This window comes from Aeromonas sp. PI_26 (assembly GCF_027854445.1).
In the GTDB taxonomy this organism is placed as follows: Bacteria; Pseudomonadota; Gammaproteobacteria; order Enterobacterales; family Aeromonadaceae; genus Aeromonas; species Aeromonas veronii.
Genome location: NZ_JAJNOE010000014.1, coordinates 98295 through 123372 on the forward strand (window position 1 = coordinate 98295; position 25078 = coordinate 123372).

22 protein-coding genes and 1 tRNA gene are annotated in these 25078 nt (G+C 60.9%); 10 read left to right on the forward strand and 13 right to left on the reverse strand.

The genetic code is table 11. The features are described from left to right. Positions 1-83 precede the first annotated feature (83 nt). The 8 genes from LRL22_RS15140 (at position 84) to hypA (ending at position 9054) form a co-directional block, all read left to right on the forward strand. Positions 84-175 (forward strand) — tRNA-Sec (locus LRL22_RS15140). A 314-nt stretch (positions 176-489) separates the two neighbouring features. Next, complete coding sequence (selA, locus tag LRL22_RS15145) at positions 490-1944, forward strand: L-seryl-tRNA(Sec) selenium transferase (protein WP_270905737.1); 1455 nt, start codon at positions 490-492, stop codon at positions 1942-1944. A gap of 4 nt (positions 1945-1948) precedes the next feature. Beyond that, positions 1949-3844: a selenocysteine-specific translation elongation factor gene (gene selB, locus LRL22_RS15150; protein WP_270905738.1), complete on the forward strand. Its 1896-nt coding sequence runs from the start codon at positions 1949-1951 to the stop codon at positions 3842-3844. Next, a complete protein-coding gene (hypF, locus tag LRL22_RS15155) occupies positions 3841-6279 on the forward strand; it encodes a carbamoyltransferase HypF (protein ID WP_270905739.1) in 2439 nt (812 codons plus the stop codon). Before selB ends, hypF begins: the two co-directional genes overlap by 4 nt. A gap of 5 nt (positions 6280-6284) precedes the next feature. Then, positions 6285-6536, forward strand: coding sequence for a HypC/HybG/HupF family hydrogenase formation chaperone (locus LRL22_RS15160; protein WP_017784111.1), 252 nt, complete (start codon positions 6285-6287; stop codon positions 6534-6536). Continuing rightward, positions 6530-7642, forward strand: a complete 1113-nt coding sequence (gene hypD, locus LRL22_RS15165; RefSeq protein ID WP_270905740.1) for a hydrogenase formation protein HypD — start codon at positions 6530-6532, stop codon at positions 7640-7642. Before LRL22_RS15160 ends, hypD begins: the two co-directional genes overlap by 7 nt. Next, positions 7639-8643, forward strand: coding sequence for a hydrogenase expression/formation protein HypE (gene hypE, locus LRL22_RS15170; protein ID WP_270905741.1), 1005 nt, complete (start codon positions 7639-7641; stop codon positions 8641-8643). Before hypD ends, hypE begins: the two co-directional genes overlap by 4 nt. Before the next feature lie 69 nt (positions 8644-8712). Beyond that, positions 8713-9054, forward strand: a complete 342-nt coding sequence (gene hypA / locus LRL22_RS15175; protein ID WP_270905742.1) for a hydrogenase maturation nickel metallochaperone HypA — start codon at positions 8713-8715, stop codon at positions 9052-9054. On the opposite strand, the gene LRL22_RS15180 is transcribed toward hypA, so the two are convergent. Continuing rightward, a complete protein-coding gene (locus LRL22_RS15180; RefSeq protein ID WP_270905743.1) occupies positions 9032-9406 on the reverse strand; it encodes a hypothetical protein in 375 nt (124 codons plus the stop codon). The two genes, hypA and LRL22_RS15180, sit on opposite strands and share 23 nt — an antisense overlap. Here LRL22_RS15180 and hypB point away from each other — a divergent pair. After that, entirely contained in the window at positions 9287-10171 is an 885-nt protein-coding gene (hypB, locus tag LRL22_RS15185) for a hydrogenase nickel incorporation protein HypB (protein WP_270905764.1), read from the forward strand. The genes LRL22_RS15180 and hypB overlap by 120 nt on opposite strands. 351 nt (positions 10172-10522) lie before the next feature. Here hypB and LRL22_RS15190 read toward each other — a convergent pair whose 3' ends face one another. From LRL22_RS15190 to hybO, 11 genes are all read right to left on the reverse strand, one after another. Continuing rightward, positions 10523-11164, reverse strand: coding sequence for an ATP-binding cassette domain-containing protein (locus tag LRL22_RS15190; RefSeq protein ID WP_270905744.1), 642 nt, complete (start codon positions 11162-11164; stop codon positions 10523-10525). After that, positions 11164-11952, reverse strand: a complete 789-nt coding sequence (locus LRL22_RS15195) for an ATP-binding cassette domain-containing protein (RefSeq protein WP_270905745.1) — start codon at positions 11950-11952, stop codon at positions 11164-11166. The genes LRL22_RS15190 and LRL22_RS15195 overlap by 1 nt, the downstream gene beginning before the upstream one ends. Beyond that, positions 11946-12761: an ABC transporter permease gene (locus LRL22_RS15200; protein ID WP_270905746.1), complete on the reverse strand. Its 816-nt coding sequence runs from the start codon at positions 12759-12761 to the stop codon at positions 11946-11948. Before LRL22_RS15200 ends, LRL22_RS15195 begins: the two co-directional genes overlap by 7 nt. Next, positions 12751-13761, reverse strand: a complete 1011-nt coding sequence (locus LRL22_RS15205) for an ABC transporter permease (protein ID WP_270905747.1) — start codon at positions 13759-13761, stop codon at positions 12751-12753. The genes LRL22_RS15200 and LRL22_RS15205 overlap by 11 nt, the downstream gene beginning before the upstream one ends. Further along, entirely contained in the window at positions 13746-15356 is a 1611-nt protein-coding gene (locus LRL22_RS15210; protein WP_270905748.1) for an ABC transporter substrate-binding protein, read from the reverse strand. Before LRL22_RS15210 ends, LRL22_RS15205 begins: the two co-directional genes overlap by 16 nt. A 131-nt stretch (positions 15357-15487) precedes the next feature. Continuing rightward, positions 15488-16003 carry a hydrogenase-2 assembly chaperone gene (gene hybE, locus LRL22_RS15215; RefSeq protein ID WP_270905749.1) on the reverse strand — a complete coding sequence of 172 codons (516 nt, stop codon included), beginning with the start codon at positions 16001-16003 and terminating at the stop codon, positions 15488-15490. After that, positions 15985-16515, reverse strand: a complete 531-nt coding sequence (locus tag LRL22_RS15220) for a HyaD/HybD family hydrogenase maturation endopeptidase (RefSeq protein ID WP_042053838.1) — start codon at positions 16513-16515, stop codon at positions 15985-15987. Before LRL22_RS15220 ends, hybE begins: the two co-directional genes overlap by 19 nt. Further along, positions 16515-18218 carry a hydrogenase 2 large subunit gene (hybC, locus tag LRL22_RS15225; protein WP_270905750.1) on the reverse strand — a complete coding sequence of 568 codons (1704 nt, stop codon included), beginning with the start codon at positions 18216-18218 and terminating at the stop codon, positions 16515-16517. The genes LRL22_RS15220 and hybC overlap by 1 nt, the downstream gene beginning before the upstream one ends. Then, the gene (gene hybB, locus LRL22_RS15230) at positions 18215-19402 is read right to left on the reverse strand and encodes a Ni/Fe-hydrogenase cytochrome b subunit (protein WP_005351459.1); all 1188 of its coding nucleotides are present in this window, start codon (positions 19400-19402) and stop codon (positions 18215-18217) included. Before hybB ends, hybC begins: the two co-directional genes overlap by 4 nt. After that, complete coding sequence (gene hybA, locus LRL22_RS15235) at positions 19395-20441, reverse strand: hydrogenase 2 operon protein HybA (RefSeq protein ID WP_270905751.1); 1047 nt, start codon at positions 20439-20441, stop codon at positions 19395-19397. The genes hybB and hybA overlap by 8 nt, the downstream gene beginning before the upstream one ends. Positions 20442-20443: 2 nt before the next feature. After that, positions 20444-21577 carry a hydrogenase 2 small subunit gene (gene hybO, locus LRL22_RS15240; protein ID WP_270905752.1) on the reverse strand — a complete coding sequence of 378 codons (1134 nt, stop codon included), beginning with the start codon at positions 21575-21577 and terminating at the stop codon, positions 20444-20446. Positions 21578-22845: 1268 nt separating this feature from the next. On the opposite strand from hybO, the gene LRL22_RS15245 reads away from it, so the two are divergent. Continuing rightward, positions 22846-23886, forward strand: a complete 1041-nt coding sequence (locus tag LRL22_RS15245) for a GGDEF domain-containing protein (protein WP_270905753.1) — start codon at positions 22846-22848, stop codon at positions 23884-23886. Between the two features lie 50 nt (positions 23887-23936). Here LRL22_RS15245 and LRL22_RS15250 read toward each other — a convergent pair whose 3' ends face one another. After that, complete coding sequence (locus LRL22_RS15250; RefSeq protein ID WP_270905754.1) at positions 23937-25073, reverse strand: glycosyltransferase family 4 protein; 1137 nt, start codon at positions 25071-25073, stop codon at positions 23937-23939. Positions 25074-25078 lie beyond the last annotated feature (5 nt).

Here is a 25078-nt window from a genome sequence, read left to right on the forward strand (position 1 = left end):
CAAAAAATCGCTAACTCTCGCTTTTTTATGACAAAAAAAGCGTTGCCAGTCACAGAAATTTGCCACAAAATGGCGACCATTACGGAAGTTGATGGGGTCTGGTGGCCTCCTCGGTCTTCAAAACCGATGTGAGCCGAGAAGGCTTTGGCAGGTTCGATTCCTGCCTCTTCCGCCAAATTTATCTATTGAACAAATACTCTCTCGCTGAATTTTTCGGCCTGGATGTTATTTCCATTGTTTGTTCAATATGTATGAAATAATACCTTGAAAAAGGTGCTTGCCGTTTGCCAATATAATCCGAACTCAGGTTATCTCGCTGGCCAAAAATTAATTTATCAGCATCGATGCAGCATTGATTTATACCCGCTCATTGATGCACCCAGTTTGCAGTCATCCGCAAATCGCCAGCAGTGCCATAACCCGTCAGCTCGGCCTCTCTATCGGCAAACCGGTGCGCATCCCGAACCCACGCACTGCACTGGTAATCCCATGCCGAACTCGTCTCACGCGCCAGCCATCCCCCATCGCCAGCCCGCATCAGGTACGGCTGCCGATGATTCACTGCCAGATTCACAGCAACAAACCCGCCGTCTGCCGCAAGTGGAACAGCTACTGCAGCAACCCTTTCTCGCCGGGTTTATCGAGGCACTGAGCCGCCCGCTGGTGACTCAGGCGGTGCGCGACATCCTGAGCGAGCTGCGCCAGAGCGAAGATTTTCGCCAGCATGGCGTTGCCCCCGAGCAGATCGAGGCGCTGATTGCCAAACGCTGCCAACAGCAGTTGCGCCAGCGTCAAACCCGGGTGATCAACGCCACCGGCACCCTGGTGCATACCAATCTGGGGCGTTCGCCGTTAAGTGCCGATCTGTGGGACGAGGTACGTGACCTCAACACCGGCTACAACAATCTGGAGCTGGATCTCGCCACCGGCAAGCGCGGCGGGCGCAAGGGGCTGATCGCCCCCCTGCTCCGTTGCCTCACCCAGGCCGAGGATTCGCTGGTGGTCAACAACAACGCCGCTTCGCTCTTTTTGCTGCTGCAAGAGGTGGCCAAGGGGCGCGAGGTGATCGTCTCGCGCGGCGAGCAGATCCAGATTGGCGGCGGCTTTCGCATTCCCGATATTCTGGCGCTCTCCGGCGCCAAACTGGTGGAGGTGGGCACTACCAATATCACTACCGCCAAAGATTACCTTGATGCCATCACCGATCAGACCGCGCTGGTACTGATGGTGCACAGATCCAATTTCGCCATTCGCGGCTTTACCGAATCCCCCGATATCGGCGAGGTGGCCCGCGCCCTGCCCGAACATGTAGTGCTGGCGGTGGATCAGGGCTCCGGCTTGACCACCGAAGAGTTTGCGCCGGATGAAACCTCGGTGCGTCAGTACATCAAGGCGGGGGCGGATCTGGTCTGCTTCTCCGGCGACAAGCTGCTGGGTGGCCCGCAAGCGGGCATCATCAGCGGCCGCAGCGACCTTATCAAGCGGCTGGAAAAGCACCCCATGATGCGCACCTTCCGCCCGAGCCGCATCGTCTACTCCCTGCTCGAACGCCTGCTCATCCACAAGCTCAACAAGTCCCCCATCGGTGAAGGGATTGCCCAGCGCACCTTGAGCAACCCGGCCGCCATGCAGGCGAGAGCCGACCAGCTGATGACCGCCCTGCCCGGCTGCTTTGTGCCGGTCCCCGCCCAGCTGGTGGTGGGCGGCGGCACCTTGCCGGACGAGTTCTACCCGGCCCCTGCGCTGGAATGCACCGACCCGCGACCGGCTCAGCAGCTGCTCGATGATTTGCGCGAACTGCCGGTGCCGGTCATCGCCACCGTGCGCCAGCAGAAGGTGCTGCTCAATATGGCCACCCTGCTGCCGACCGAGATGGAACTGCTGATCGCCCAGCTACACGAGCTTCTGCTACCTGCCTCGCTCAATGCAACTGAGGAGTCCTGACCCCATGACCCCCTATCGCGCCGTTATCGGCCTTGCCGGCCACGTGGATCACGGCAAGACCCTGCTGATCAAGGCCCTCACCGGCATCACCACCGCCCGTGCCCACGAGCAGGCCATCGGCATGACCCAGGATCTCGGCTTTGCCCACTTCGACGACGGTCAGGGCAACACCATAGGCGTCATCGACGTCCCTGGCCACGAGCGCTATATCCGCAATATGGTGGCAGGGCTCTGGAGTCTGGATCTGGTGCTACTGGTCATCGCCGCCGACGAGGGGTGGATGCCGATGACCGGCGATCACCTGCGCCTGCTCAAAGCGATGGGGGTACCACGCCTCTTGGTCTGCATCAACAAGTGCGATCTGGTCTCCCCCGACGAGCTTTTACTGCTTGAAGAGAGCCTGCTGGAGCGGGTAATGGACGAGAGCGGCATGGTGCCCGATATCGTCAGCGTCAGCGCCAAAACCGGCGCCAATATGGCTGCCCTGCACGCCGCCATCGTCTGCCAGCTGGGAGATATGGCTGAGCATCATGCTCCCCGCGTACAGGCCGCGCCGCGCCTCTATGTAGACCGGGTCTTTACCGCCAACGGCACCGGCACCGTGCTTACCGGCACCTTGCAGCAGGGCAGCCTCAAGGTGGGGGACAAGCTGCGCCTCTACCCCGCCGATCGGGAGGTGCAGGTGCGCTCCCTGCAGGCCTATCACCAGAGCGTCGACGAGATCGGCGCCGTCTGCCGGGTGGCGGTGGGCCTGAAAAAAGTGCCCCACAAGGAGGTGGCTCGCGGCCACTGCCTGACCAGCGCAGCTGGCCAGTGCGAGGCGGCGACTCACCTCATCGTGCGGCTCAACACCGAGAGCCTGAGCGGCAAGGCACTACGCCCCTCTCTGCACAACAAGGAGGTCGAAGTAGCCCTCGGCAGCTGGCATGGCCGGGCCCGTTTCGTGCCCATCAAGGACTCCCGGCTGGCGCGGCTGATCTTTACCAGCCCCATCCCCTGCTTCTTCGGCCAGCCGCTCGCCATCATTCGCCACGGCAGCAGCGAACTGCTCCACGGCGCCCGCATCGTCTGGTGCGGCGACATCCATCCCGCCAGACGCAAGGCGCTGCACACCCTGCTGGGCGAGCTGCCAGATGAGCTCGAGCACTACAACCCGGCCACCCTGCAGCTGGGGCTCAATGGCTATGTGCTGGCCAGCCGCTTTGACCAGCAGCCCGAGCAGGTCACCCCCCTCGGTGAATGGTTGCTGGACAACCACTGGCTGGCTCAGAGCCGTGATCAGCTGCTGGCTACCCTGGCAAACGAACCGCTGAGCGCTGCGGAGCAGGCGACCCGCTTTGGCATCGCCCTGCCGGTCACTCAGGCCCTGCTCCAGCAGCTCAAAAGCGAGCAGCTTGTTCGCCTGCACCATGACAAGTGGCAGCTGGGCAGCGGCGAGTCGGAAGACGATTTGGGAGAAGAGGCGCAGCTGGTGCTCAAGGTGGTGCGAGATCAAGGCAAGGAGGGTTACGAGCCCGGTAAACTGGGCCCTGGCGGCGTGGAGCTGGATCCCTTTATCACCCGCAAGCTGCCCGCCGCCCTGCAGCAGGGCTTGCTACAAAAAGGCGCGTTGCAAAAGCAGCTGCGCAATCTGGCGCGACTCAAGTATCTGGTGCAACTCGATGGCCCCATCTACTACGACGCCGAGCTTTACAACCAGATGGTCGCCGCCGTGCTGGCGGGCCAGCAGGTGGGAGATCTGATCGACATGGCATCCCTCAAGGAGATCACCGGTTTGTCGCGCAAATACGCCATTCCGTTCTGCCTGCGCATGGAGATGGATGGCTGGGTGCGGCGCGAGGAGAACGAGCGCCGGGTGCTGCGTTTGCCGCAGACTCAAGATGAGATGGAGCCGGCATGAGCGCCACCATCGCCCCCTCTGGCTCTTCCAATCCTGTGGCCAACCGGCTGCGCCGCGAATTTCATATCGACGGCATAGTGCAGGGGGTGGGCTTTCGCCCCTTCGTCTATGGGCTGGCGTTGCGCCACGGCCTTGCCGGCTATGTGTTGAACGATGCCAACGGCGTCACCATTGGCGCCGAAGGATCGCCCGAGCAGCTCGCCAGCTTTGCCCGCGAACTGCGGGAACTGGCGCCGCCGCTGAGCCGCATCGATCATTTCAGCGAGCGGGAGCTGCCCCTCGCTCATGATCCCGACTTCGATGGCCAATTTCATGGCCAGTTTCGAATTAAAGCGAGCCAACAGCAGAGCGCCGCCACGGTCGCCATCTCGCCGGATCAGGGGATGTGCGAGGCGTGCGCCAACGATGTGGCCAACCCTTCGGATCGCCACCATCGCTACCCCTTTACCAACTGCACCCACTGCGGCCCGCGCTACACCATCATCCGCCGCCTCCCCTACGACCGCCCCCATACCGCCATGGCAGGCTTTGCCATGTGCCGGCGCTGTGCGGCGGCCTATGAAAACCCGCTGGACAGACGCTACCACGCCCAGCCGGTGAGCTGCCCCGAGTGCGGGCCCCATCTCAGCTGGCGCAGCGGTCGCGGCGATGCGCTGGCCGAGCGCGAGGATGCCCTGCAAGCAGCTGCAAGCGCGCTGCAAGCAGGCAAGCTTATCGCGGTCAAAGGGATGGGGGGTTATCACCTGATATGTGATGCCCGCAATGAACAGAGTGTTGCCAGATTGCGAACGCTCAAGCGGCGCGCGCGCAAGCCGCTGGCGGTGATGATGGACTCCCTTGCCGAGGCCAAACTGCATGTCACCGGCTGCGAAGACGAGTGGCAACTGCTCGCCTCTCAGGCCAGACCCATCACCTTGCTGCACAAGCGCATTAACGATGATCGGCTCTCAGAATCCCGACTGACAACCGCGCCGCTGGCCGAGGGGATCGCCCCCGGCATCCCCTACCTTGGGGTCATGCTCCCCTATACCCCGCTGCACCAGTTGCTGCTGGACGCCTGTGCCATGCCGCTGGTGGCCACCAGCGCCAATGGTCGCGGCAGCCCAATCCTTATCGAGTGCGAGGCGGTGGTCAGGGAACTCGGCAGCGAGATTGACGGCATCCTGGATCACAACCGCCCTATCCTGCACCCGTGCGACGACAGTCTGGTGCAGTGGGCGGGCGGGCGGCGCCAGACGTTGCGCCTCGCCCGGGGCTATGCCCCCTGCACCCCCAGCCTGCAAGAGGCTGTCGGGGTGCCGCTCTTGGCTGTCGGGGCGCAACAGAAGAACCAGCTGGCGCTCGCCTTCGGCCGCCAGCGCATCTACAGCCCCTATATCGGCGATCTGCACAGCCTGCCGATGCAGGAGCACTTCGAGCAGACCCTGGCGACCTTTCGCGATCTCTACGATCTCAAGCCAGAACTGCTGGTCTCGGATCGCCACCCCGGCTACCTCAGCCATCAGTGGGCCAAGGGCTATTGCCGCGATCAGGGTGCGACCCACCTCGAGGTGCAGCACCATCACGCCCACCTGCTGGCAGTGATGGCCGAGCACAACATCACAGGCCCGGTGCTGGGTGTTGCCTTCGATGGCACCGGCCTTGGCGATGACGGCACCCTCTGGGGCGGCGAGCTGCTGATCGCAGACGTTCAGGGATTTGAGCGGGTTGCCCACCTTGCCCCCTTCAAGCTGATCGGCGGCGAGGCGGCCATCCGCGAGCCGGTACGTCAACTGCTGGGGCTGCTGTTTGAATCGCACAGCCCTGAGCAGATCGGTGCCCTCGATATTCCGTTGATCAAGCAACTGCCCCTTAAGCGGATCAGCAACCTGCACCAGCTCTGGCAGCTGGGTCGCAACACCCCCTACACCAGCTCCATCGGTCGGCTGTTCGATGCGGTGGCGGCACTCTTGGGGGTGATTGATACCCCCGATTACGAGGGCGAAGCCGGGCTCCTGCTGGAGGCAGCAGCCTTGCAGCTGGCCCCCGATGAACAGCCCTTCCCCCTCGCCTTTGATCTCAGCCAATCAACAGGGGAGCCACTGCAGATCCAGTGGGCCGAGCTGATCCATACCCTTGTCAGCGAGGGGTGCAAAGGCACCTCAACTGCCAGCCTGGCCGCCGGTTTTATCCGCGCCATCAGCAAGCTGGTGGTTGCCCTGGCCGAGCGCTTCCCCGGCTATCCGGTGGTGCTCGGGGGCGGCGTCTTTCAAAACCGGGTACTGATGGACCAGCTGGTGCCCGCACTCGAAGGCGCTGGCCGGCAGGTATTGACCAGCGAGACCCTGCCGCTCAATGACGGTGGCATCGCCGCCGGTCAGCTCTGGTTTGCCATCCACCATCTTGCCACGCATCAGCCTGCCACAGCCGGTTGTGCCACCTTGTCGGAGTCCTGAAATTCATGTGTCTATCCATCCCCTCTCAGGTGGTGCAACTGCACCCCGAAGATAACTGCGTCACCGTCGACACCCTTGGGGTGCAGCGGCGCGTCAGCTGCATGCTGCTCGAAGAGCCTCTCCAGGTGGGCGACTATGTGCTACTCCATATCGGCTTTGTGATGAGCAAGATTGACGAAGAGGAGGCGCAGGCCAGCCTCGAGAGCTTCCGCCAGATGGTGGCCCTGATGCCAGAGCAGGATATTTTGCCATGCTGACCTTGAATGACCTGTTCCAGGGCTTTCGCCAGCCCGAGGTGATCCGTGCCCTCGCCGCCCAGATCACCGAACTGGCAAAAGATCTGCCCGAGCCGCTGCGGGTGATGGAGGTGTGCGGCGGCCACACCCACACCATCATGAAATACGGCCTGCACCAGTTGCTGCCGGCCAGCATCGAGTTCGTCCACGGCCCCGGCTGCCCGGTCTGCATCATGCCGAAAGAGCGCATCGATCAGGCCATCGAGCTGGCCCGCCAACCCAACGTCATTCTGGTCACTCTGGGTGACATGATCCGGGTGCCGGGCTCCAAAGGCACGCTGGCCCAGCAGCGGGCCAAGGGCAGCGATATTCGCCCCGTCTATGACCCCCTCGATGCCCTGCGTATCGCCAAAGAGAACCCGGAAAAAACCGTGGTCTTCTTCGCCATCGGTTTCGAGACCTCCACTCCGATGACAGCGGCGCTGCTGGCTGCCGCTGAAGAGCAAGGGGTCGAGAATCTTCTATTTCACATCAACCATGTGCTGGTGCCCCCCGCCATTCACGCGGTGATGGCCGACGGGGTGGCCAAGGTGAACGCCTTTATCGGCCCCTCCCACGTCAGCGTCATCACCGGCGCCGATATCTACCTGCCCATCGTCGATCGCTATCAGGTGCCGGTGGTGGTGAGCGGCTTCGAGCCGGTGGATGTGATGGAGGCGCTCTTGATGATGGTGCGCCAGAAGGTGGAGGGTCGCTACGCGCTGGAGGTGCAGTACAGCCGCGCCGTCACCGCCAGCGGCAATAAAGCCGCCCAGCGGCTGGTCGAGCGCTTTTTCGAGACCCGCGAGCACTTTCGCTGGCGGGGCCTCGGGGATATCAACGCCTCCGCCCTGCGCCTGCGCGATGCGTTTGCCAAACGCGATGCGGAGCGTCACTTCGCGCTCAATCAGACTCCCATCGATGACCACAAGGCGTGCCAGTGCGCCGATATCCTGCGCGGCCTGGCCAAGCCCAACCAGTGCAAAGTCTTTGGCCGGGGCTGCACCCCGACCCAGCCCATGGGCAGCTGCATGGTCAGCTCCGAAGGGGCCTGCAATGCCTACTACCGATATATGGGGATCCAATGAGAGAAATTCAGTTAAGCCATGGCGGCGGCGGCGTGGAGATGAACCAGCTGATCAACCAGCTCTTCTTTCGCCACTTTGGCAACGAGATCCTGTTGCGCGGTGAAGATGCCGCCCTGCTGCCGGTGAACGGCCCCGTCGCCTTCACCACCGACAGCTTTACCGTCTCGCCGCTCTTCTTCGAGGGGGGGGATATCGGCAAGCTGGCCATCGCCGGCACAGTCAATGATCTCGCCATGATGGGGGCCAAGCCCGAGTATCTGAGCTGCAGCTTTATCATCGAGGAGGGCTTCCCCTACGCCGATCTGGCCCGCATCGTCGAGTCGATGGCAGCAGAGCTTGCCAAGAGCGGCGCCCGCATCGTCTGCGGCGACACCAAGGTGGTGCCCAAGGGAGCGGCAGACAAGATCTTTATCAACACCAGCGGGGTCGGTACCTTCCCGCAGCCTGAGCAGAGCCGGGGCATCTCGGTTCGCAATCTCAAGGCCGGTGACGCCATTCTGGTGTCGCGGGATATCGGCAGCCACGGCGCCTGCATCCTGATGGCCCGTGACGCCCTGCAACTCGGATCTGATCTCAAGAGCGACTGCACCACCCTCTGGCCACAGGTCGAAGCGCTGCTAAAAGCGGGCATTACCCCTCACGCCCTGCGCGATGCCACCCGCGGTGGCCTCGCCGCCGTGCTCAACGAGTGGAGCAGCGCCTCCGGCGTTGCCATCGAGCTGGAGGAGTCCGCCATTCCGGTGTGTGATCCGGTGCGCGGCCTGTGTGAGCTCTACGGTTTCGAGCCCCATGATCTCGCCAATGAAGGAACCATGGTGCTGGCTCTGCCTGCCGAACAGGCGCAGGACGCGCTGGGCATCTTGCGGCAGTTCAACCCCGCTGCCAGCCAGATCGGTGTGGTGCAGGCGAGCGAGCGCCACAAGGTGATCCTGAACAACCCCTGGGGCAGCCGCCGCTATCTGGAGCTACCGCAAGGGGAGCTGCTGCCGCGGATCTGTTGAGCAGCCATGCCGTTTCGTCAATTACAGGGAGGAGTCACTGCTCCTCCCCATATCGGTTAAGGAGCCACCATGCACGAAATGTCTCTGGCCATGGCCGCCATCGATCTGGCCGCCGAGCAGGCCACCCAGCGGGGCTTTACCAAGGTGACCGCCCTCTGGCTCGAGGTCGGCAGCTTCTCCTGCGTCGACCCGGAGACCATTGCCTTCTGTTTCGAGGCTGCCGCCAAGGGCACCGCCGTCGAAGGGGCCCAGCTTCACTTTCAACACCAGGCGGCAGAGGCCTGGTGTTACGACTGCAACCAGACGGTCACCCTCACCGAGCGCGGGCAGGCCTGTCCCGAGTGTGGCGGATACAAATTACGAGTCGCGCAGGGTGATAGCCTGCGCATCACCGACATCGAGGTAAGTTGATATGTGTAGCGTATGCGGATGCGGCCAGGCGCGGATCGCCGGCCATGAGCACAATCATGAGCATCATCACGAACATGAACATCACCATGGTCATGAGCACGACCATCATCATGCTCATGACGCCCATCACCATCATGACCACGAGCAGAGCGCACCGCGCACCCTGATCATTCACCACCACTATCACCATCAGGGAGATGTCCATCACCACTACCACGGGGTGCGGGCTCCCATAAGCCACGAGGGTCATGATCACCCCCATGAGCACCATCATGATCACCCCCACGACCATCATCATGATCATGCCCACTCTCATGACCACGGCCATTCCCATGATCACAGCCATGACCATGACCATGACCATGACCATGACCATGACCATGACCATGACCATGACCATGACCATGACCATCAGCAGGGTGATCTGCACTATGGCAAAGGGGAAGCGGGATTGTCGGTGCCCGGCATGGGTCAGCGCCAGCTGATCGCCATCGAGATGGATGTGCTGGCCAAAAACAATGCATTGGCCGCCCACAACCGCGAACACTTCGACGAAGCGGCCCAGCTGGTGCTCAATCTGGTCTCTAGCCCGGGGGCAGGCAAAACCACTTTGCTGTGCGAAACCCTGCGCCAGCTGGCCGACAAGCGCCCCTGCGCGGTGATCGAAGGGGATCAGCAGACCAGCGCCGATGCGGATCGCATCCGTGCTACTGGCGTCCCTGCCGTGCAGATCAACACCGGCAAGGGCTGCCATCTGGATGCCAAAATGGTTCACGATGCATGCCACCAGCTGCCCGCCAATCAAGGGGGCATCCTCTTTATCGAGAACGTGGGCAATCTGGTCTGCCCCGCCAGCTTCGATCTCGGCGAGAAGTACAAGGTGGCGATCCTCTCCGTCACCGAGGGGGAAGAGAAGCCGCTGAAATATCCGGATATGTTCGCCGCCGCCCAGCTGATGGTGATCAACAAGATCGATCTGCTGCCCTACGTCAGCTTTGACGTGGCCCGCTGCATCGAGAACGCCAAACGGGTCAACCCCTATATTCAGGTGATCCAGGTCAGCGCCACCACAGGTGAAGGGATGGATGCCTGGCTCAACTGGCTGGCCAGTGCTTGAAATCAACCGGTTAAACGCCGCTGATAACGGTAGAAAACAAGAGAGGGAGGCTGATGCCTCCCTCTCTTTATCTGCGCGCTTTGCCAACGGTTCTCTCTGTACAGAATGGCCAGCGTTTCATACTCACATCCCCTCACCCTGGCCCTCTCCCCAGGGAAAGGGCATCGGTTTGTGGATGCCGCCGCTATACGACGCCCTCAAACCCCTCAGGGGCGCTTCGAGCATAACAACTAGCCATATTTTCAAACCCCGAGATTTTCCAAACCCTAAACCCTGAGCGTGGCGAGATGGCACCGTCTGCCCCCTTCTCCCCTTGCGGGAGAAGGGCTGGGGATGAGGGGGAACTAACTATCAGGCCGAATTTTCAGCCAATACACCAGTCACGGGCTGCATCTCCCCAAAGCGCAGCACCCGATGGCAGATCTGGCGCAACAGCGCCTGCTGGTGACTGAAGATGACCATACCAAGCCCGCGCTGCTCGCATTCAACCATCAATTCCCGCCAGAGCTGGCGCTGAATCTGCGGATCCAGCTGGGCGGTGACCTCGTCGGCAATCAGCAGACGAGTGTGGGGATCGAGGGCGCGCAACAGCGCGATGCGGGCCAGCTCGCCGCCGGAGAGTTGACCGGGTTTACGACCAAGCCATTCAGGCTTGACCATAAAGCGGGCAAGCATGGCGTCATCGGGGCGCCACACATCCCACAGCGCCTGCCCGGTGGTGCGATAGGGATTGAAGGTGAGCTCCGGGTGCTGGGGCACCAGCTGGATGGGGTTATAACCTTTTATCTGTTCAGGTACTGGCTGCCCATCCAGCAGGATCTGCCCGCCAGCCCCAACCGGTTGCCAACCGGCCAATACCCGCCCCAGCGTGGTCTTGCCATGGCCGCTCGGTGCGGAGATGCCGAGCCGCTCCCCCGCTTTCACCGTCAGCGATAACCCCTGCCAGAGGGGACGTTCCCCCTGGGCGATAGTGAGATTTCGTACTTCCAACATCAGTAAACCTCCGGCACAGAGAAGAGCGCATTGAACTCCGGCAGCGCCTGCCAGTGGGCGCGGAGCATCTCGCTCCCCTGCCCCTGGCGCAGATGGTGGCTGCTCAAGGTGTCGCTCACCTGCCCCTGATGCAGCGCCACGATGCGATCGGCAAAGCGGGCCGCCAGCGCCAAATCGTGGGTCACCCAGAGGATGCCGCTGCCCTGATTGGCCAATTCACGCAACTGGCCGAGCAGCTGGCAGGCCAACCCCTCATCGAGCCAGGCGGTGATCTCGTCCGCCAGAATGTAGCGGGCACCGCCGAGCGCCGCAGTGCAGGCCAGAATGCGCTTGGCCATGCCGCCGGAGAGCTGGCGCGGGAATCTGTCCAGGGTGGTCGCGGGCAGCTGGTAGCGCAGCAGTTGCTCGCCGAGCCGCTCGCGAGAACCGCTCTGGCCGCAGAGACGTGCCGCACGCCCCAGCTGGCGCTCCACCGTCAGCAATGGATTGAGGGCGCTTACTCCCTGTGGCACATAGCAGAGGGTGTGACCGCGCAGACGGGCGCGGCTGGCATCGCACAGAGGTGTGCCATCGAGGGAGATGCTGCCGCGCATCCTCAGGTTGTCCGGCAGCAGGGTCAGGGCGCTTTGCAACAGCAGGCTCTTGCCCTCGCCGCTCCCCCCCACCAGCGCCACTATCTCCCCCGGCGCCAGTTGCAGGCTGATATCGGTCAGCAATGGCTGCCAACTGCGCCGCCCCAGCCAGGAGTAGTGGGCTGCCTCTATGGTCACCTGATCAAAACTCAGCATGGTTCACTCCTGTGCCACAGCAGCTGTTGCAAGGCGCGGGTAGCCTGATCAAACAGCAGAACCAGCAGCAGCAACATCAGCCCCGGGAAGAGCGCCAACCACCAGCCGCCACCGGCCAGATAACGCAACGCATCGGCCAGCAGCAGACCCAGCGAGGCCTCATGGGCCGCCAGCCCAAAGCCGAGAAAGCTCAAGGCCGCGCTGTGCAGCACCGCATGGGGAAACATCAGCAGGGTGCCGATAAACCACTGGGGCAGCAGCCCCGGCAGCAGGTGGGTGCGCCAGCGACGCAGCGCTCCCATCCCCTGACAGCGGGCCAGCACCACATAGTCGCAGCAGGCGATCCGCCGCGCTTCTGCGCAAAGGATCAGCGCCAACTTGGGCCAGTGGGTGAGCGCCACCGCCAGGATCACCCCGCGCATACCGCCCCCCACGGTAAAGCAGATAAGGATCAAGAGCAGCATATGGGGCAGCGCCAGCATGGCGTCGATCACCATTCGCACCGCCGCATCACATCTGGGGTGAATGAGCGACACGCTGGCAGCCACCATGGCCAGCAGGCCACTGCAGAGAGCCGTGCTGATGCCGAGTTCCAGACTGGTGAGGGTGCCCTGAAAGGCCCGCAGCCAGAGATCCCGCCCCATCTGATCGGTACCGAACCAGTGGGTCAGCGAGGGAGGCTGCTGGCGCGCCAGCAGATCCATCGGCACATCCTGATGAGAGAGGCTCCAGCCGTAAGTGGCCAGCAGCGCCAATCCGAGCAGGGCAAAAACCAGCCGTAGTATGGAGGGAAGCGGATTAAACAGCATGCTCACCCTCCCAGCCCCGATTGATGCGGGCCAGCAGCAAACTGGCCACCGTGTTGCCAATAAAGACCAGCAGGGTGCAGAAAAGCACTATGCCCATCAGCAAGGGGATATCGCCCCTGAGCCCCGCATCCACGGTGGCCTGGCCGAGCCCCGGGTAGGAGAAGACCTTCTCGGCCAAGAGCGAGCCGCCAATCAGCTCGCCAAGGGAGGCAAACTGCAGGCAGAGCGCCGGGGTCAGGGCATGGCGCAGCACGTGAAAACGCAGCATGGGCCAGCCGCCATCCCCCTGGGCGCGGGCGTAGCGGATAAAGTCGCTCTCCAGCACCTCGGCCACCCGTCCCCGGGTATGCAGGGCAATATTGCCCACCCCGAACAGCGCCAGGGTAGTCACCGGCAGCAGCAGATGGCGTACTCGCATAACCCAATCTGCCTCATCGGCGGAGAGGCCCGGCGTCCAGGCGCAGCAGACCGGCAACAGCTGCCAGTGCACCGCAAACAGGGCGAGCAGCAAGAGGCCGACCCAGAAGGTGGGCAAGGAGGCGAGCAGGTAGGCGAAGCGGCAGATAAGGCGATCGGGCCAACGATTGAGATAGCGACCGGCGCAGAGGCCCAGCAAAATCCCGAAAAAACCGGATAGCAGCCAGGCGCCCGCCAGCAGCAGGAAGGAGGCGGCAAAGCGCTGGCCTATGACTTCACCCACCGGTGCGTTGTAGAGCATGGAGTAACCGAGATCCCCCCGCAGCACCTGGGTAAACCAGTGCCAGTAGCGCAGCCAGAGCGGCTGATCCAGCCCCCAACGGGCAGCTATGCGGGCGTACTGCTCCGGCGGCACATGGAGCAGATCGTTGCCGATATAGGCCTTGATGGGGTCGATGGGGGAGTAACTCAGCAGCACAAAGGTGGCGACCGAGACCAGACATAACAGCCCTGCCAGACGCAGCAGGGCTTTTAGCAACAAATAACCTGAATGACTCAAGGGCGAACTTAACGGCACGTCCACCGCCAATCCTGCAGGTTGTTGAGGAGTGACCAGCTACCGTGGATTTCCGGCGCCCCCTTGCCAAGATCGATGCAACGGTTGGCGAGATAGGTGTGCTGCACGTTTAGCAGCCAGGCCCAGGCCGCATCTCCCTGCACTCCGGCGCCCGTTTTGCCATCCCACTCCACCTGCTGCCAGAACGGCACGGCCGACTGCCAGTTCGGGGCATCCAGCGCCTGCTTGAGGTGGCTATCCACCACAGGGTTGCTGTAGTAGCCCGGATTGTAGAACTCCACGCCACCGGAGCCGCTCTGGTAGTGGTGATAGAGCTCCATGGGATCCAGACTCCCCCACCCCATCAGCACCGGATTGGCGTGCATCTCCCGCTCCACCTGCTCCCAGCTGCCGGACTTGAGGCTCACCTCAAGGCCAATGGGTTTGAGCATGGCCCGCACCGCTTCCGCCAGATCCCGGCGGGTGCTGTCGCCACTGGTGTACCAGAGGGTAAAGGCTGCGCGCAGATTGCCCTTGTGGCGGATGCCGTCACTGCCCATCTTCCAGCCCGCTTCGTCGAGCAGGGCGTTGGCATGGGACGCATTCCCATCCTTGAAGGCAGTTGCTTTGTTTAGCCAGGGCAACCCTTCCACCGCGCTGTAGGCGGGGATGGCGTGTCCTTCCAGCAGCTGGTCGGCCAGCAGCTTGCGGTCGATGGCGTAGTTGATGGCGCGGCGCACCGCTACATCCGAGGTCACATCGTTGCCGATGGGATAACCCTTGGCATCCTTGCCACCCGCAGGCGGAATAGGGAAGACGATGCCACGGTTCTCCACACTCGGCCGCACCCAGAGCTTGAGGGAAGCAGGCACGGTGGGCGCCAGTGACGGGGCAATGCGCACCACATCGAGCTGGCTACTCTGGGCCGCGGCATAGGCGCTCTCTTCATCGATAAAGACAAAGACCAGCCGTTTGAAGTCATTGTTGCCGCCGGCGTAATAGGGGTTCGCCTCTACCACCAGTTGCTGGCCGGGCAGGAAGCTCACCAACCGGTAAGGGCCGGCACCGACCGGCTTTTGGGCATACGCTTTTGCGTCGTAATCCTGCTTCGACACTATCCCCAAAGATCCCAGCACGTTGACGAAAGTGCTCTGAGGGGCGCTAAGAGTGATGGCAACTTCGGTGGGTGAGATCACCTTGGCCGAGACAAAGTTGCCCATGTCGATCTTGCCGCCGCCTTGGGCTGCGCTGTTGTAGGTAAAGGCCACATCCTCGGCGGTGAGCGGCGCGCCGTTGGAGAATTTCAGGTCAGGCTTGAGGGTAATGATCCACTCCTTGCCATCCTTGCTCGGGGTCACCGACTGGGTAAGCACATTCTGCCAGCTGAGATCGGCGTTCTGTTTGAGCAGCGGGCTATGCAGCAGCAGGTAGCTGCCGTGGCTCCAGCCGAGCAAAGGGTCAAACCCTTCGGTGGGTTCGGCTCCGATGGCGAGCTTGAGCTCGGCAGGCACAGGTTGGGCAGCGGCCAGCGCCGCGTGGGAGACGGTGCCCAGCAGCAGAGTCAACAGGGCGGTAGCGCTGGATCTAGCGTAATGGCGAAGGGAATTGCGTGGAACAGTCATGGGGATCCTTCTTGTTTTGTACCACTCACGGATCATCACTCAAAAAAGAGGTGGAATGCGTGATTTAACATGGGAGTGAGGGGCCAAAATGGCCCCCTATTCTAAACTTGATTTCGCGTGAAACCTAGCGACTATGCCGGTTGACCGCGCCGGGCACCGAATAGCCGTCTGCGACCCAGATCCACGCCGCCAGCCCCTTGCTGCACCGGCAAGGAGCGCAGCATCTTGAGGGTGCTGCTCACCAGTGAGCGCCCCTCCCCGGCACCGAGATGGGGATCGAGCGGCGACATCAGGGAGCAGGCCAGCAGCTGACCACTTTCTGGCAATTCACCCACCATAAAGGTCATGTTGCCGCAGGGGAGCTGCAGGGCGAGCCGATCGCTGCTGCTGCGCACCGGCCAAAGCTGATCCGGCCCCGGCAGCACCACCACGCTCAGCATCCAAGGGGTGAGCACGCAGCCAAGCCACTGGTCTTCAAACAACACGCACTCCGCAACGATTGGCATGGTGGCGTGATAGAAGGGCAGCGCCTGCATCTCTTCACGAGCGATCCGCTCGTACTGGGCTACCAGCAGAGGCGCGGGATTGCTGGCAAAACCGGCAAACTCCTGCACAGCATCAACCTCACTTAAATAGGATTGCGCCATAGGCCCTCCCGCGCTTGTTCAGCTTTCTCCTGCTCAGAGAGCGGAATGGCGGGCGCACCAACGGCAGCGAGCAGGGTCAAAATCCGATCCGTCGCCTCCCCCATGGCAGCTGCCACCACTGGGGTGAGGCCGATGCGGGGTTCGAGGGATTCAGGCTCAATGCCGATCAGAGTGAGCCGCTTCGGCGACTCCCCCGTCATGTGCAGCGCCGAGAGCACATCCGCCAGTCCCAGCTGATGGGGGGATATCTTGCGGCCAAACAGGGTCGGGATCTCCTCATCCTTCAGGGTCACGACGGTGCCCGGCGGATTACCGCTGCGCACCGCATCCGCCAGAATGATGTGATCGCGACTGGCCATCGCTTCGAGCAGCTCCATACCAGCGGTACCGCCGTCGAGCAGCTCGATGCCGGGGGCGAAACGGTAGTTGCGCCCCAGCGCCTCGACGATGCGAACCCCCACCGCCTCATCGCTCAAGAGCAGGTTGCCGACGCCCAGGATCAGGATGTTCATCACAACACCTTCACCTGAGTCGTTTCGCCATTTTGGGTATCCACCACGTGCACCGCACAGGACATGCAGGGGTCGAACGAGTGAACGGTGCGCACCACCTCCAGCGGTTTGGCGGGATCCACCACAGGGGTGCCCACCAGCGCCTGCTCGTAGGGGCCGGGTTCATCGTTGAAGTTGCGCGGGCCCGAGTTCCAGGTCGATGGCACCACCGCCTGATAGTTCTCGATCTTGCCATCCTTGATGACGATCCAGTGGGAGAGCATGCCACGCGGCGCCTCTTCAAAGCCCACCCCGCGAAACTCTTTATCCGCCGGGATCTCGGCCTTGATATAGGCGGTGGTGTCCCCCTTGCCGATGTTGTCCACCAGCGCCTTCCACTGATGTGACAGGGTATCTTTGAGCACGCAGCAACGCACCGCGCGACCGATGATGCGACCCATGGTGGAGTGCAGCTGTTCGGTCTTGATGGCCGAGCCGGTGAGCGCCTTGTAGATGCCGTTCAGCTGATCGAAATGCGCCACCGTCTCCGGGTGTTTGGCGGCCAGCTTCACCAAGAGGTCTGCGAGCGGCCCCACCTCCACCACCTTGCCGTAGAAGGTGGGGGATTTGACCCAGGAGTATTTGCCGTCATCCTGCCAGCCGGTGTAGTTCGGCTCGGTCTTGCCCTCCCACGGCTTGAGAGGCTCGTCATCCTTGTACCAGGCGTGCTTGTTGCTCTCGGCGATGCCATCCATCAGCCAGCCATCCTGATGGCTCTCGATGGGGCGATATCCCGCCAGATTGCCATTCTCGATATAGCCGCCCGGCATCAGGAAGCTGCCGCCGTTGGCGTCGGTGGGGAGCTCCGGCACGCTCAGGTAGTGCTTGGCCCCCTGCCCCAGATTCAGCCACTCGGGGTAGTGCGCGGCTATGATGGCGGCATCCACCTTGTAGACCTGCTCGATAAACTCGCCGAGCCGGTCGATAAAGCTCTTCACATAGAGCAGCCGCTCCAGGTTGAGCACGCTAGGCGCATCCAGATTGATGGGGTTAGCCACGCCGCCCACCGCCAGATTCTGGATGTGCGGGCTCTTGCCCCCCAGAATGGCGACAATGCGGTTGGCATCGCGCTGGCACTCCAGCGCCTGCAGGTAGTGGGCCACGGCGATGAGGTTTACCTCCGGGCTCAGCTTCATCTCCTTGTGACCCCAGTAGCCGTTGGCAAAGATGCCGAGCTGGCCGCTGGCCACCAGTGCGCGGATTTTATCCTGCACCTTGGTCAACTCGTCGGCACTGTTGAGGGACCAGGTCGATACCCCCTTGAGCATGTCCGCCGCTTTTTGCGGATTGGCCTCAAGGGCCGCGGTGATGTCCACCCAGTCCAGCGCGGAGAGCTGATAGAAGTGGACGATGTGATCGTGGATGTTGTGGGCCGCGATGATGAGGTTGCGGATGTACTGGGCGTTGACCGGCACCTTGGCGCCGATGGCGTTCTCCACCGCCCGCACCGAGGCGATGGCGTGGATGGAGGTACATACCCCGCAGATGCGCTGCACTATCATCCAGGCATCGCGCGGGTCGTTGCCCTTGACGATCTCCTCCATCCCGCGCCACATGGTGCCGGACGACCAGGCTTTGGTCACTTTTCCGCCTTCGATTTCGCAGTCGATACGCAGGTGCCCCTCAATGCGGGTGATGGGGTCTATGGTGATACGTTGGCTCATACGTTGGCTTTCCCTCGGGCCTGATAATCTTGGTGAACACGTTCAAGTGATGGCAGTACCGGCAAGAGCCGGATCAACAGCAAATAGGCACACACCTCGATGGCAACAAAGCCCAGAGAGATCAGCACCTCCTCCGCAGAGGGGAAGTAGTGGTAGCCATTGCCGGGGTTGAAGGCGAGCAGGGAGTAATCCAGTCGCCAGAGGGCGGCGCCCAGCAGCATGCTGAGGGCCCCCAGGAACAACATGCGCGAATCGCGGCGGCTCTTGTCCCAGTGGAACACCAGCAGCGGGAAGATCATCAGCGCAATCTCGCTCCAGAACATGATGGAGAAGCGATTGAACTCGGAGAGATACTCCGACTTGTCGTGGATGACGATCTCGGCAAAGCGCAGCGCCACAAACAGGATCAGGAAGATGTCGATCACCTGGGTCAGCTTGTAGAAGAGCGACTTCTCGTTGGGGCCCCGTCCCGCCAATCCGGCCTGCACCAAGGAGCCCTCAAATACCACGATGGAGAAGCCCATGATAAATGCGGTCAGCAGCGAAAAGACCGGCAGCAACTCGTAGCTTTGCCAGAGCGGATGGATCTTCTCCCCCGCCACTATCATCAACGAGCCCATAGAGGATTGGTGCATGGTGGGCAGCAGAGCCCCCAGCGCCAGCACGAAGAACATGATCTTGTTGAGGCGAATGAGCGACGCCTTCCAGCCGAACTTCTCCAGCAGCACGGGCGCAAACTCCAGCGCCATCACCCCGATATAGATGGTCATGCAGACCGCCGTCTCGAACAGCACCGAGGAGGTGTTGAAGTGACCGGGCAGGTAGAAGTACGGCAGGTTCCAGTAACGCCCCACGTCGATGGTGATGGAGAGGCCGCCCAGCGAGTAGCCAAACAGGCTCGCCAGCAGGGCCGGTCGCACCAGCGGGTGATACTCGCCCCGGTTGAACACATAGACAGCCCAGGCCAGCGCCCAGCCGCCACAGGCGAAGCCGGTACCGATCAAGAGATCGAACGAGATCCAGAGCCCCCAGGGGTAGCCGCCATTCAGGTCGGTGACCGAGCCCAGCCCGAAGACGAGGCGTTTTAAAATCAACATGCCGCACAGCACGGCAAAGGGGGCCAGCACCAGCACAGGCCAGCTGACCAGCTTGCCTCCGAGGGGATGTGCCTTGTGATTACTCATGATCCTTGCCTCCCTTTGTGGTGCCCTGATCCTTGATCTGCGCAATCCCCTGATCATGGCCATCATCGTGATGATGATCGTGACCATTCTTGGTGTTGCGGCGAATGAGCACCGAAAGGCCGGTCAGCACCACCATGGGCAGCACCATCCCCTTGTAGAGGGTGTGCTGGATATGCTCGGAGCGGGCACCGGAGGAGAGCTCCGGCAGATCGGGCATGTCGAGCTTGGTATAGGGCACCCCGGCCAGCACCAGCACCTGGGTGCCGCCCCCTTCTTTCTCGCCATAGACGTAAGGCTGGTAGTTGGGCACCTCGTGCAGGTAAGGGTCGTTGGCAGAGAGGGTCTGGCGCGGATAGGCATATTCGCTGCCCGGAGTCGCCAGCAGACGACGCTTGGCTTCAGCCATCAGCTCCTCGCGGGTACCGAAGATCACGGCACCGGTGGGGCACACCTCGACACAGCCGGGCAACTTGCCCTGATCGATCCGCTCAAGCCCCTGCTGGTTGCAGAGCTCGCACTTGTGGATCGCCCCCAAAGGGTTGTCATAGTCATATTTGGGCACATCGAACGGGCAGCCCACCATGCAGTAGCGACAGCCGGTGCAGACGCTCGGGTCGTAGTGAACGATGCCGGTCTTGGGATCTTTTTTAAGAGCCTGCACCGGACAGACAGAGACGCAGTTGGGATCGACACAGTGCATGCACTGCTTCTTGATGTAGGCGTAGCCATCCACCAGCTGATCCTTGTGCTCGCCAGTGCCGCTCTTCCACACCTGAATGATGTTGTTGGTGTAGGGGGTCAGCTTGTCGTTGTTGGACCAGGTTTGTGCCCCGGCTGGATTGGCCGGGTTGCCGTTGAGGCGCTGACACTCCGCCACACAGGCCTGACAGCCGACGCAGAGGGTGGAGTCATAGAGCATGCCGAGCGCGCCGGGAATGGGCGGCTTGTTCTTGGCCGCAGCCAGTGCGGTGCCAGGTACGGCTGTGCCCACCGCCAGCGCACCGACGGAGGCAAATTTGAGGAAGTTGCGTCTGTTCACGGTTACTCCTCCCGTGATGGGTGCTGCCCGGCTTCGTGGCGCTTCTGCTGGCGACCGAGTTCACGCACCGTCATCATACTCACCCCCACCAGCACCCCGAGGGCGCCACCGATCAGGCTAGTCGCGGTGGGCGAGGTATAGCCCCCCTCCTGGATCTTCACATCTGGTTTATCCACCCTCGGAGTCGGGTTCTCGACCTTGGCGAGCTGGAAGATCCCCTTGCTAAAACCGACCCCCTGCTCGTTGCAGCCATAACAGGGGTGACCGATGCCGACCGGCCAGATGCCGCCGCCCACATCGCAGAACTCCAGGGTCGAGCAGTTGCCGTAGGTCTCCGGCCCTTTGCAGCCCAGGTGGTAGAGACACCAGCCCTGCCGGTGGCCCTCATCGCCAAACTCCTTGGCAAAACGCCCTGCATCGAAGTGCGGACGGCGCTCGCAGTTCTCGTGGATCAGCCGCTCATAGGCAAACAGCGGACGCTTCTTGCTATCCAGCGCCGGCAGCTTGCCGTAGGTGATGTAGTAGGCAACCGTGGTGAGGAAGTTGTGGGGATTGGGCGGGCATCCCGGGATATTGATGATGGGGGTGCCGATATTGCCGAGCGCCTCTTCCAGACTGACGGCACCGGTCGGGTTGCCGCCGCTGGCTGGCACACCGCCCCAGGCGGCGCAGGAGCCGATGGCGATGACGGCAGCGGCATCACTGGCGGCACGGCGAATATGGTCGACGATAGGCTCACCGGCCACCATGCAGTAGACACCACCATCTTTGAGCGGAATGGAGCCATCCACTACCAGCACATACTTGCCTTTATAGCGCTTGATGGCGTTGTGCTTGTTCTCTTCCGCCTGATGACCAAAGGCCGCCGAGAGTACCTCGTGGTACTCCAGCGAAATGGTGTTGAGGATCAGGTTCTCGATGGTGGGGTGGGTGGCGCGCAGCAGCGATTCGGTACAACCGGTGCACTCCTGCGCCCCAATCCAGATCACCGGCGGCCGTTCGGGGCTGGTGAGCGCGGTAGCCATCTTGGCGACGGCATGCTGACTTAATCCCAGGGTTGCGGCCATCCCGGCACACAATTTCATAAAATCACGGCGATTAATCCCATGTGCCGATAAAAAATTATCCTCGACCATTCTTCTTATTCCCGTAGTGAGCACTTGTTTGGTAAATGCTTAATAGGAGAAATGCTAAGGACTCACCCACATCACAGTATTGATCTCTATCAACTTCGACCGGCTTACCCCTATTTCCATAGCGAGCCACATCACAAACGAAATTAATTACCCCCAAAGAGATATTTGGCTGCTTAATAAATTTTATGAACTTAATTGGATATTAAATAATTAATCACCGCATATCCTCTCTTTCACTGTGAGCCAAATTAACATGATTGAAGTCTTGGCTATACCGCTCATTTCACAATACTGATGCCCACCCATAAATGATCCATTTAATATATCTTTACTCATTTCATTGCATATTCCATACAGTCATCCACGGGACAACCTCCTGACTTGCCTCTCCACACCAGAACGGTCTCACGGCCAGCTGCCACCGGTAGCAAGCACGGCCTGCACGGCACGATTTACCTGCATGTCGCTTGGTTTCAGTTTACATTTTACCTGCGCTTCAGTGCGACACGTTCTACTGCTAGCCCACACAGCACAACCCCGCTTGGCCTCCCTGCCGTTTATAACCCAGCTTAATGAAAAGATGCCGCCGAGGTATGCATATCAATACGCTCCCCCCACTCTTTATTGTCTTGGATGCTGGTGAGTAAAATATCGCACCCACGGATATGTTTACGCATCATCGTGAATCTGCATTCAAATTAATGGTAAGAGAAAAGGCAAGGTGGAAGGCTGCCTGCAACATAGTGTACATATTTAACTCGCGATGCATTCGCTCACCAAGTTACAGATGTTACCGCACGCATTCACACTATTTACCTTCACGTCACCCTGCGTAATTAACCAGGGCGTAAATATCCATCTCCATCTCCATCGATATAGATGATAATTATTCTTGTTCAATGGCAACCCCAAAAAATGAGTTGGGATGACGATGAACATGGCAAACGATAAGGGTGTTAACCATCAGCCGAGCAGTGGCTCCAGCAACAGCAGCGCATGATCGAACTCTAACTCGTTGACAGCCATGCTCAGCTCGTGAAATGCAGCCCGCAGCGGCCGCAGTTGCAGAGAGAAACCTCCCCCTGACTGCCTCTGATAACCACGCCATGGAGCCTTGTTTCTGGCTGGCCCTACGGACACTTGCCAAGTGCGGGAATTGAACAAAAAAACGAGAAAAATCAAAATAGATAGCCAATTAAAATGACATAATTGACTATAGTTCAATCGAACGTTTGAAAAACGTGACTACTTCACATGGACCCAGCGCAATGACCACTGAACGGGAACCGTTGATCCGCTCACTGTTTGATGAGTACATCGAGCTGTATTCATCACGGGATGATCGGCTCACCACGCGGTTTAGCGACAATTTCAGCGGTTTTGCCGGCAGCAGTGATGTTCTGGTTACCGATAGGGATGAGTGGATACGGATAACCCGCCGCGATTTTGCCCAGATCCCGGACAGGATCCGCCTGGAAATACTCGATGTGACCCTGCAAGATCTGGCCGCGGATGTGGTGGCTGTCACCGCCTTCTTCCATATCCATCTACCGAAATCCGAACCTATCCTCTCCCGCAGAACCGCCAGGCTGGTGCTGATTTTTCGACACGAAGCCATGGCGTGGAAAATTGCTCACAGCAGTATCTCCATCCCTTACAGTGCGGCTCGGGAAAGCGAAATTTACCCGATGACCAGTCTGGAGGAGCGCCAACATGAGCTGGAACTCATTATCGAGCTCAGAACCAAGGAGCTGGCGGAAGCGAACCGGAAACTGGAAGGGCTCAGCAATACCGACGGGCTAACCAATATCGGCAACCGTCGTCTATTTGACAACTCATTGAACCAGGCCTGGGAACACTGTATTCAGACAGAGATGCCGATTGCGCTCATCATGCTCGACATCGATCATTTCAAGCAGTTCAACGACCTCTATGGCCACGTTGCCGGTGACGAGTGCCTTCGATTGCTGGCCCATACCCTGGCGCAATCCGGGCGCCGCTCGGGGGAGTTGGTGGCCCGCTACGGGGGAGAGGAGTTTGTCATCCTGCTGCCACATGTCGAGCGTCAATCCGCCTATGAAATTGCCCAACATATCCAGCGGCTGATTTTTGCACTCGCGCAGCCACACGCACAAAATGCCACCGGTCTGGTGACAGTTAGCATGGGTGTTGCCTGCCTCAGACCATCGAGTCACTGGCAGCCGTCTGAACTGGTAAAACTGGCTGATACTGCGCTCTACACCGCCAAATCATCCGGCCGTAACTGCATCAGAGTGGCGGAGTCACCCAGCCTCCCGCAACCAGTCTGACCATAAGTCCCTCATACGCCCCCATCCTCCCCGTGGGGAACCACTGCGCGCTAACCATGCACGGCAAGGCTCAACGCATCCCATCGCAACATACCTTCCCACTGATCCAGTGTGCTTTGATAGGTATCTGCCGCGTTGTAATGGACCATGGCATGCAGGCGGGCATGATGGCCAAGTCGCTTGACCACGTCGGGCATGGCATTGAGGCTGGCCAGCACCCGCGCCAGATCGCCGGGATCGTTTGGCTGATATTTACGGCAATTCACGTCATCGGTGAGATGTCGATCCCACCAGGCGCCATCGGCCGGGATCACTACGCATAATCCTGCCGCCATGGCCTCCAGAATGGAGAGGCCAAACGGTTCCTGATGACTGGTGGAGACAAAAATGCCGCATTGAGATCGGATCTCGTCAAGATTGGCGGGGTTGGCATACCAATAGGTGTCTGGCAGTTGTGGCTGGGGCTGGCTGCAGGGTTGCAGCGTGCCCTTGGGCTGCAGATAGCACACCATCAACTCGGGGCGAGCGTCAGGGATCAGTTGATGGGCGGCCAGCATGGTCTCCAGCCCCTTCCAGCGTAGCAACGAGGCCGCCCACAAAATACGAGGCCCCCCCAGGGTCGCTTTGGGCCAATCAATCTCGCTCAAACCATTGGTAAATGGCTGCCAGTGTGACGGGAACTCGGTCTCGCCAAGCCGGGCCAGCAATGCCGCCAGGGAGCTGCGCGTTGATTCGAGATAAAACACAAAATTCGCCCGTTGCAAGGCCCTGGCAGAGAGCCCCGAGCACCCCACAGGGCCATGGATCAGCTGAACCACCCGGCACCGCAACCAGCGGGCCGCCCAGTAACAGCAGAGATCCACCCCCGGCCCTGACGCCGCCACCAGGCACTTCACCTCCCCCAAACGCAACACCAGCCAGAGGATGAGCAGGGTCTGCCACCCCTGTTTGAGCAGATAGCCGATGCCGGACTCCCGCCCCTTCAATATGTGGGGCAGCCAAAGGGGGTGATGTTGGCTACGGGGCCAGGAGTCGGGATCCTGGGTCAACACATGGCATGTGAGCCCGGGCATCCGTTTGGCCAACTCATCGAGCAGCACTTCGGTCGCAACCTTGGAGCCACCGCGAAACGGGATGGGATCCACAACGATGACCTTTCCGAACACCGTCTCAGTTTGCATGCTCATCTTGC

Excerpts from the sequence above, each read along its gene's own strand:
- selA (WP_270905737.1), top strand. The coding sequence starts at position 490 with ATGCCGAACTCGTCTCACGCGCCAGCCATCCCCCATCGCCAGCCCGCA.
- selB (WP_270905738.1), top strand. The coding sequence starts at position 1,949 with ATGACCCCCTATCGCGCCGTTATCGGCCTTGCCGGCCACGTGGATCAC.
- hypF (WP_270905739.1), top strand. The coding sequence starts at position 3,841 with ATGAGCGCCACCATCGCCCCCTCTGGCTCTTCCAATCCTGTGGCCAAC.
- LRL22_RS15160 (WP_017784111.1), top strand. The coding sequence starts at position 6,285 with ATGTGTCTATCCATCCCCTCTCAGGTGGTGCAACTGCACCCCGAAGAT.
- hypD (WP_270905740.1), top strand. The coding sequence starts at position 6,530 with ATGCTGACCTTGAATGACCTGTTCCAGGGCTTTCGCCAGCCCGAGGTG.
- hypE (WP_270905741.1), top strand. The coding sequence starts at position 7,639 with ATGAGAGAAATTCAGTTAAGCCATGGCGGCGGCGGCGTGGAGATGAAC.
- hypA (WP_270905742.1), top strand. The coding sequence starts at position 8,713 with ATGCACGAAATGTCTCTGGCCATGGCCGCCATCGATCTGGCCGCCGAG.
- LRL22_RS15180 (WP_270905743.1), bottom strand. The coding sequence starts at position 9,406 with ATGGTCATGGCTGTGATCATGGGAATGGCCGTGGTCATGAGAGTGGGC.
- LRL22_RS15190 (WP_270905744.1), bottom strand. The coding sequence starts at position 11,164 with ATGTTGGAAGTACGAAATCTCACTATCGCCCAGGGGGAACGTCCCCTC.
- LRL22_RS15195 (WP_270905745.1), bottom strand. The coding sequence starts at position 11,952 with ATGCTGAGTTTTGATCAGGTGACCATAGAGGCAGCCCACTACTCCTGG.
- LRL22_RS15200 (WP_270905746.1), bottom strand. The coding sequence starts at position 12,761 with ATGCTGTTTAATCCGCTTCCCTCCATACTACGGCTGGTTTTTGCCCTG.
- LRL22_RS15210 (WP_270905748.1), bottom strand. The coding sequence starts at position 15,356 with ATGACTGTTCCACGCAATTCCCTTCGCCATTACGCTAGATCCAGCGCT.
- hybE (WP_270905749.1), bottom strand. The coding sequence starts at position 16,003 with ATGGCGCAATCCTATTTAAGTGAGGTTGATGCTGTGCAGGAGTTTGCC.
- LRL22_RS15220 (WP_042053838.1), bottom strand. The coding sequence starts at position 16,515 with ATGAACATCCTGATCCTGGGCGTCGGCAACCTGCTCTTGAGCGATGAG.
- hybC (WP_270905750.1), bottom strand. The coding sequence starts at position 18,218 with ATGAGCCAACGTATCACCATAGACCCCATCACCCGCATTGAGGGGCAC.
- hybB (WP_005351459.1), bottom strand. The coding sequence starts at position 19,402 with ATGAGTAATCACAAGGCACATCCCCTCGGAGGCAAGCTGGTCAGCTGG.
- hybO (WP_270905752.1), bottom strand. The coding sequence starts at position 21,577 with ATGGTCGAGGATAATTTTTTATCGGCACATGGGATTAATCGCCGTGAT.
- LRL22_RS15245 (WP_270905753.1), top strand. The coding sequence starts at position 22,846 with ATGACCACTGAACGGGAACCGTTGATCCGCTCACTGTTTGATGAGTAC.
- LRL22_RS15250 (WP_270905754.1), bottom strand. The coding sequence starts at position 25,073 with ATGAGCATGCAAACTGAGACGGTGTTCGGAAAGGTCATCGTTGTGGAT.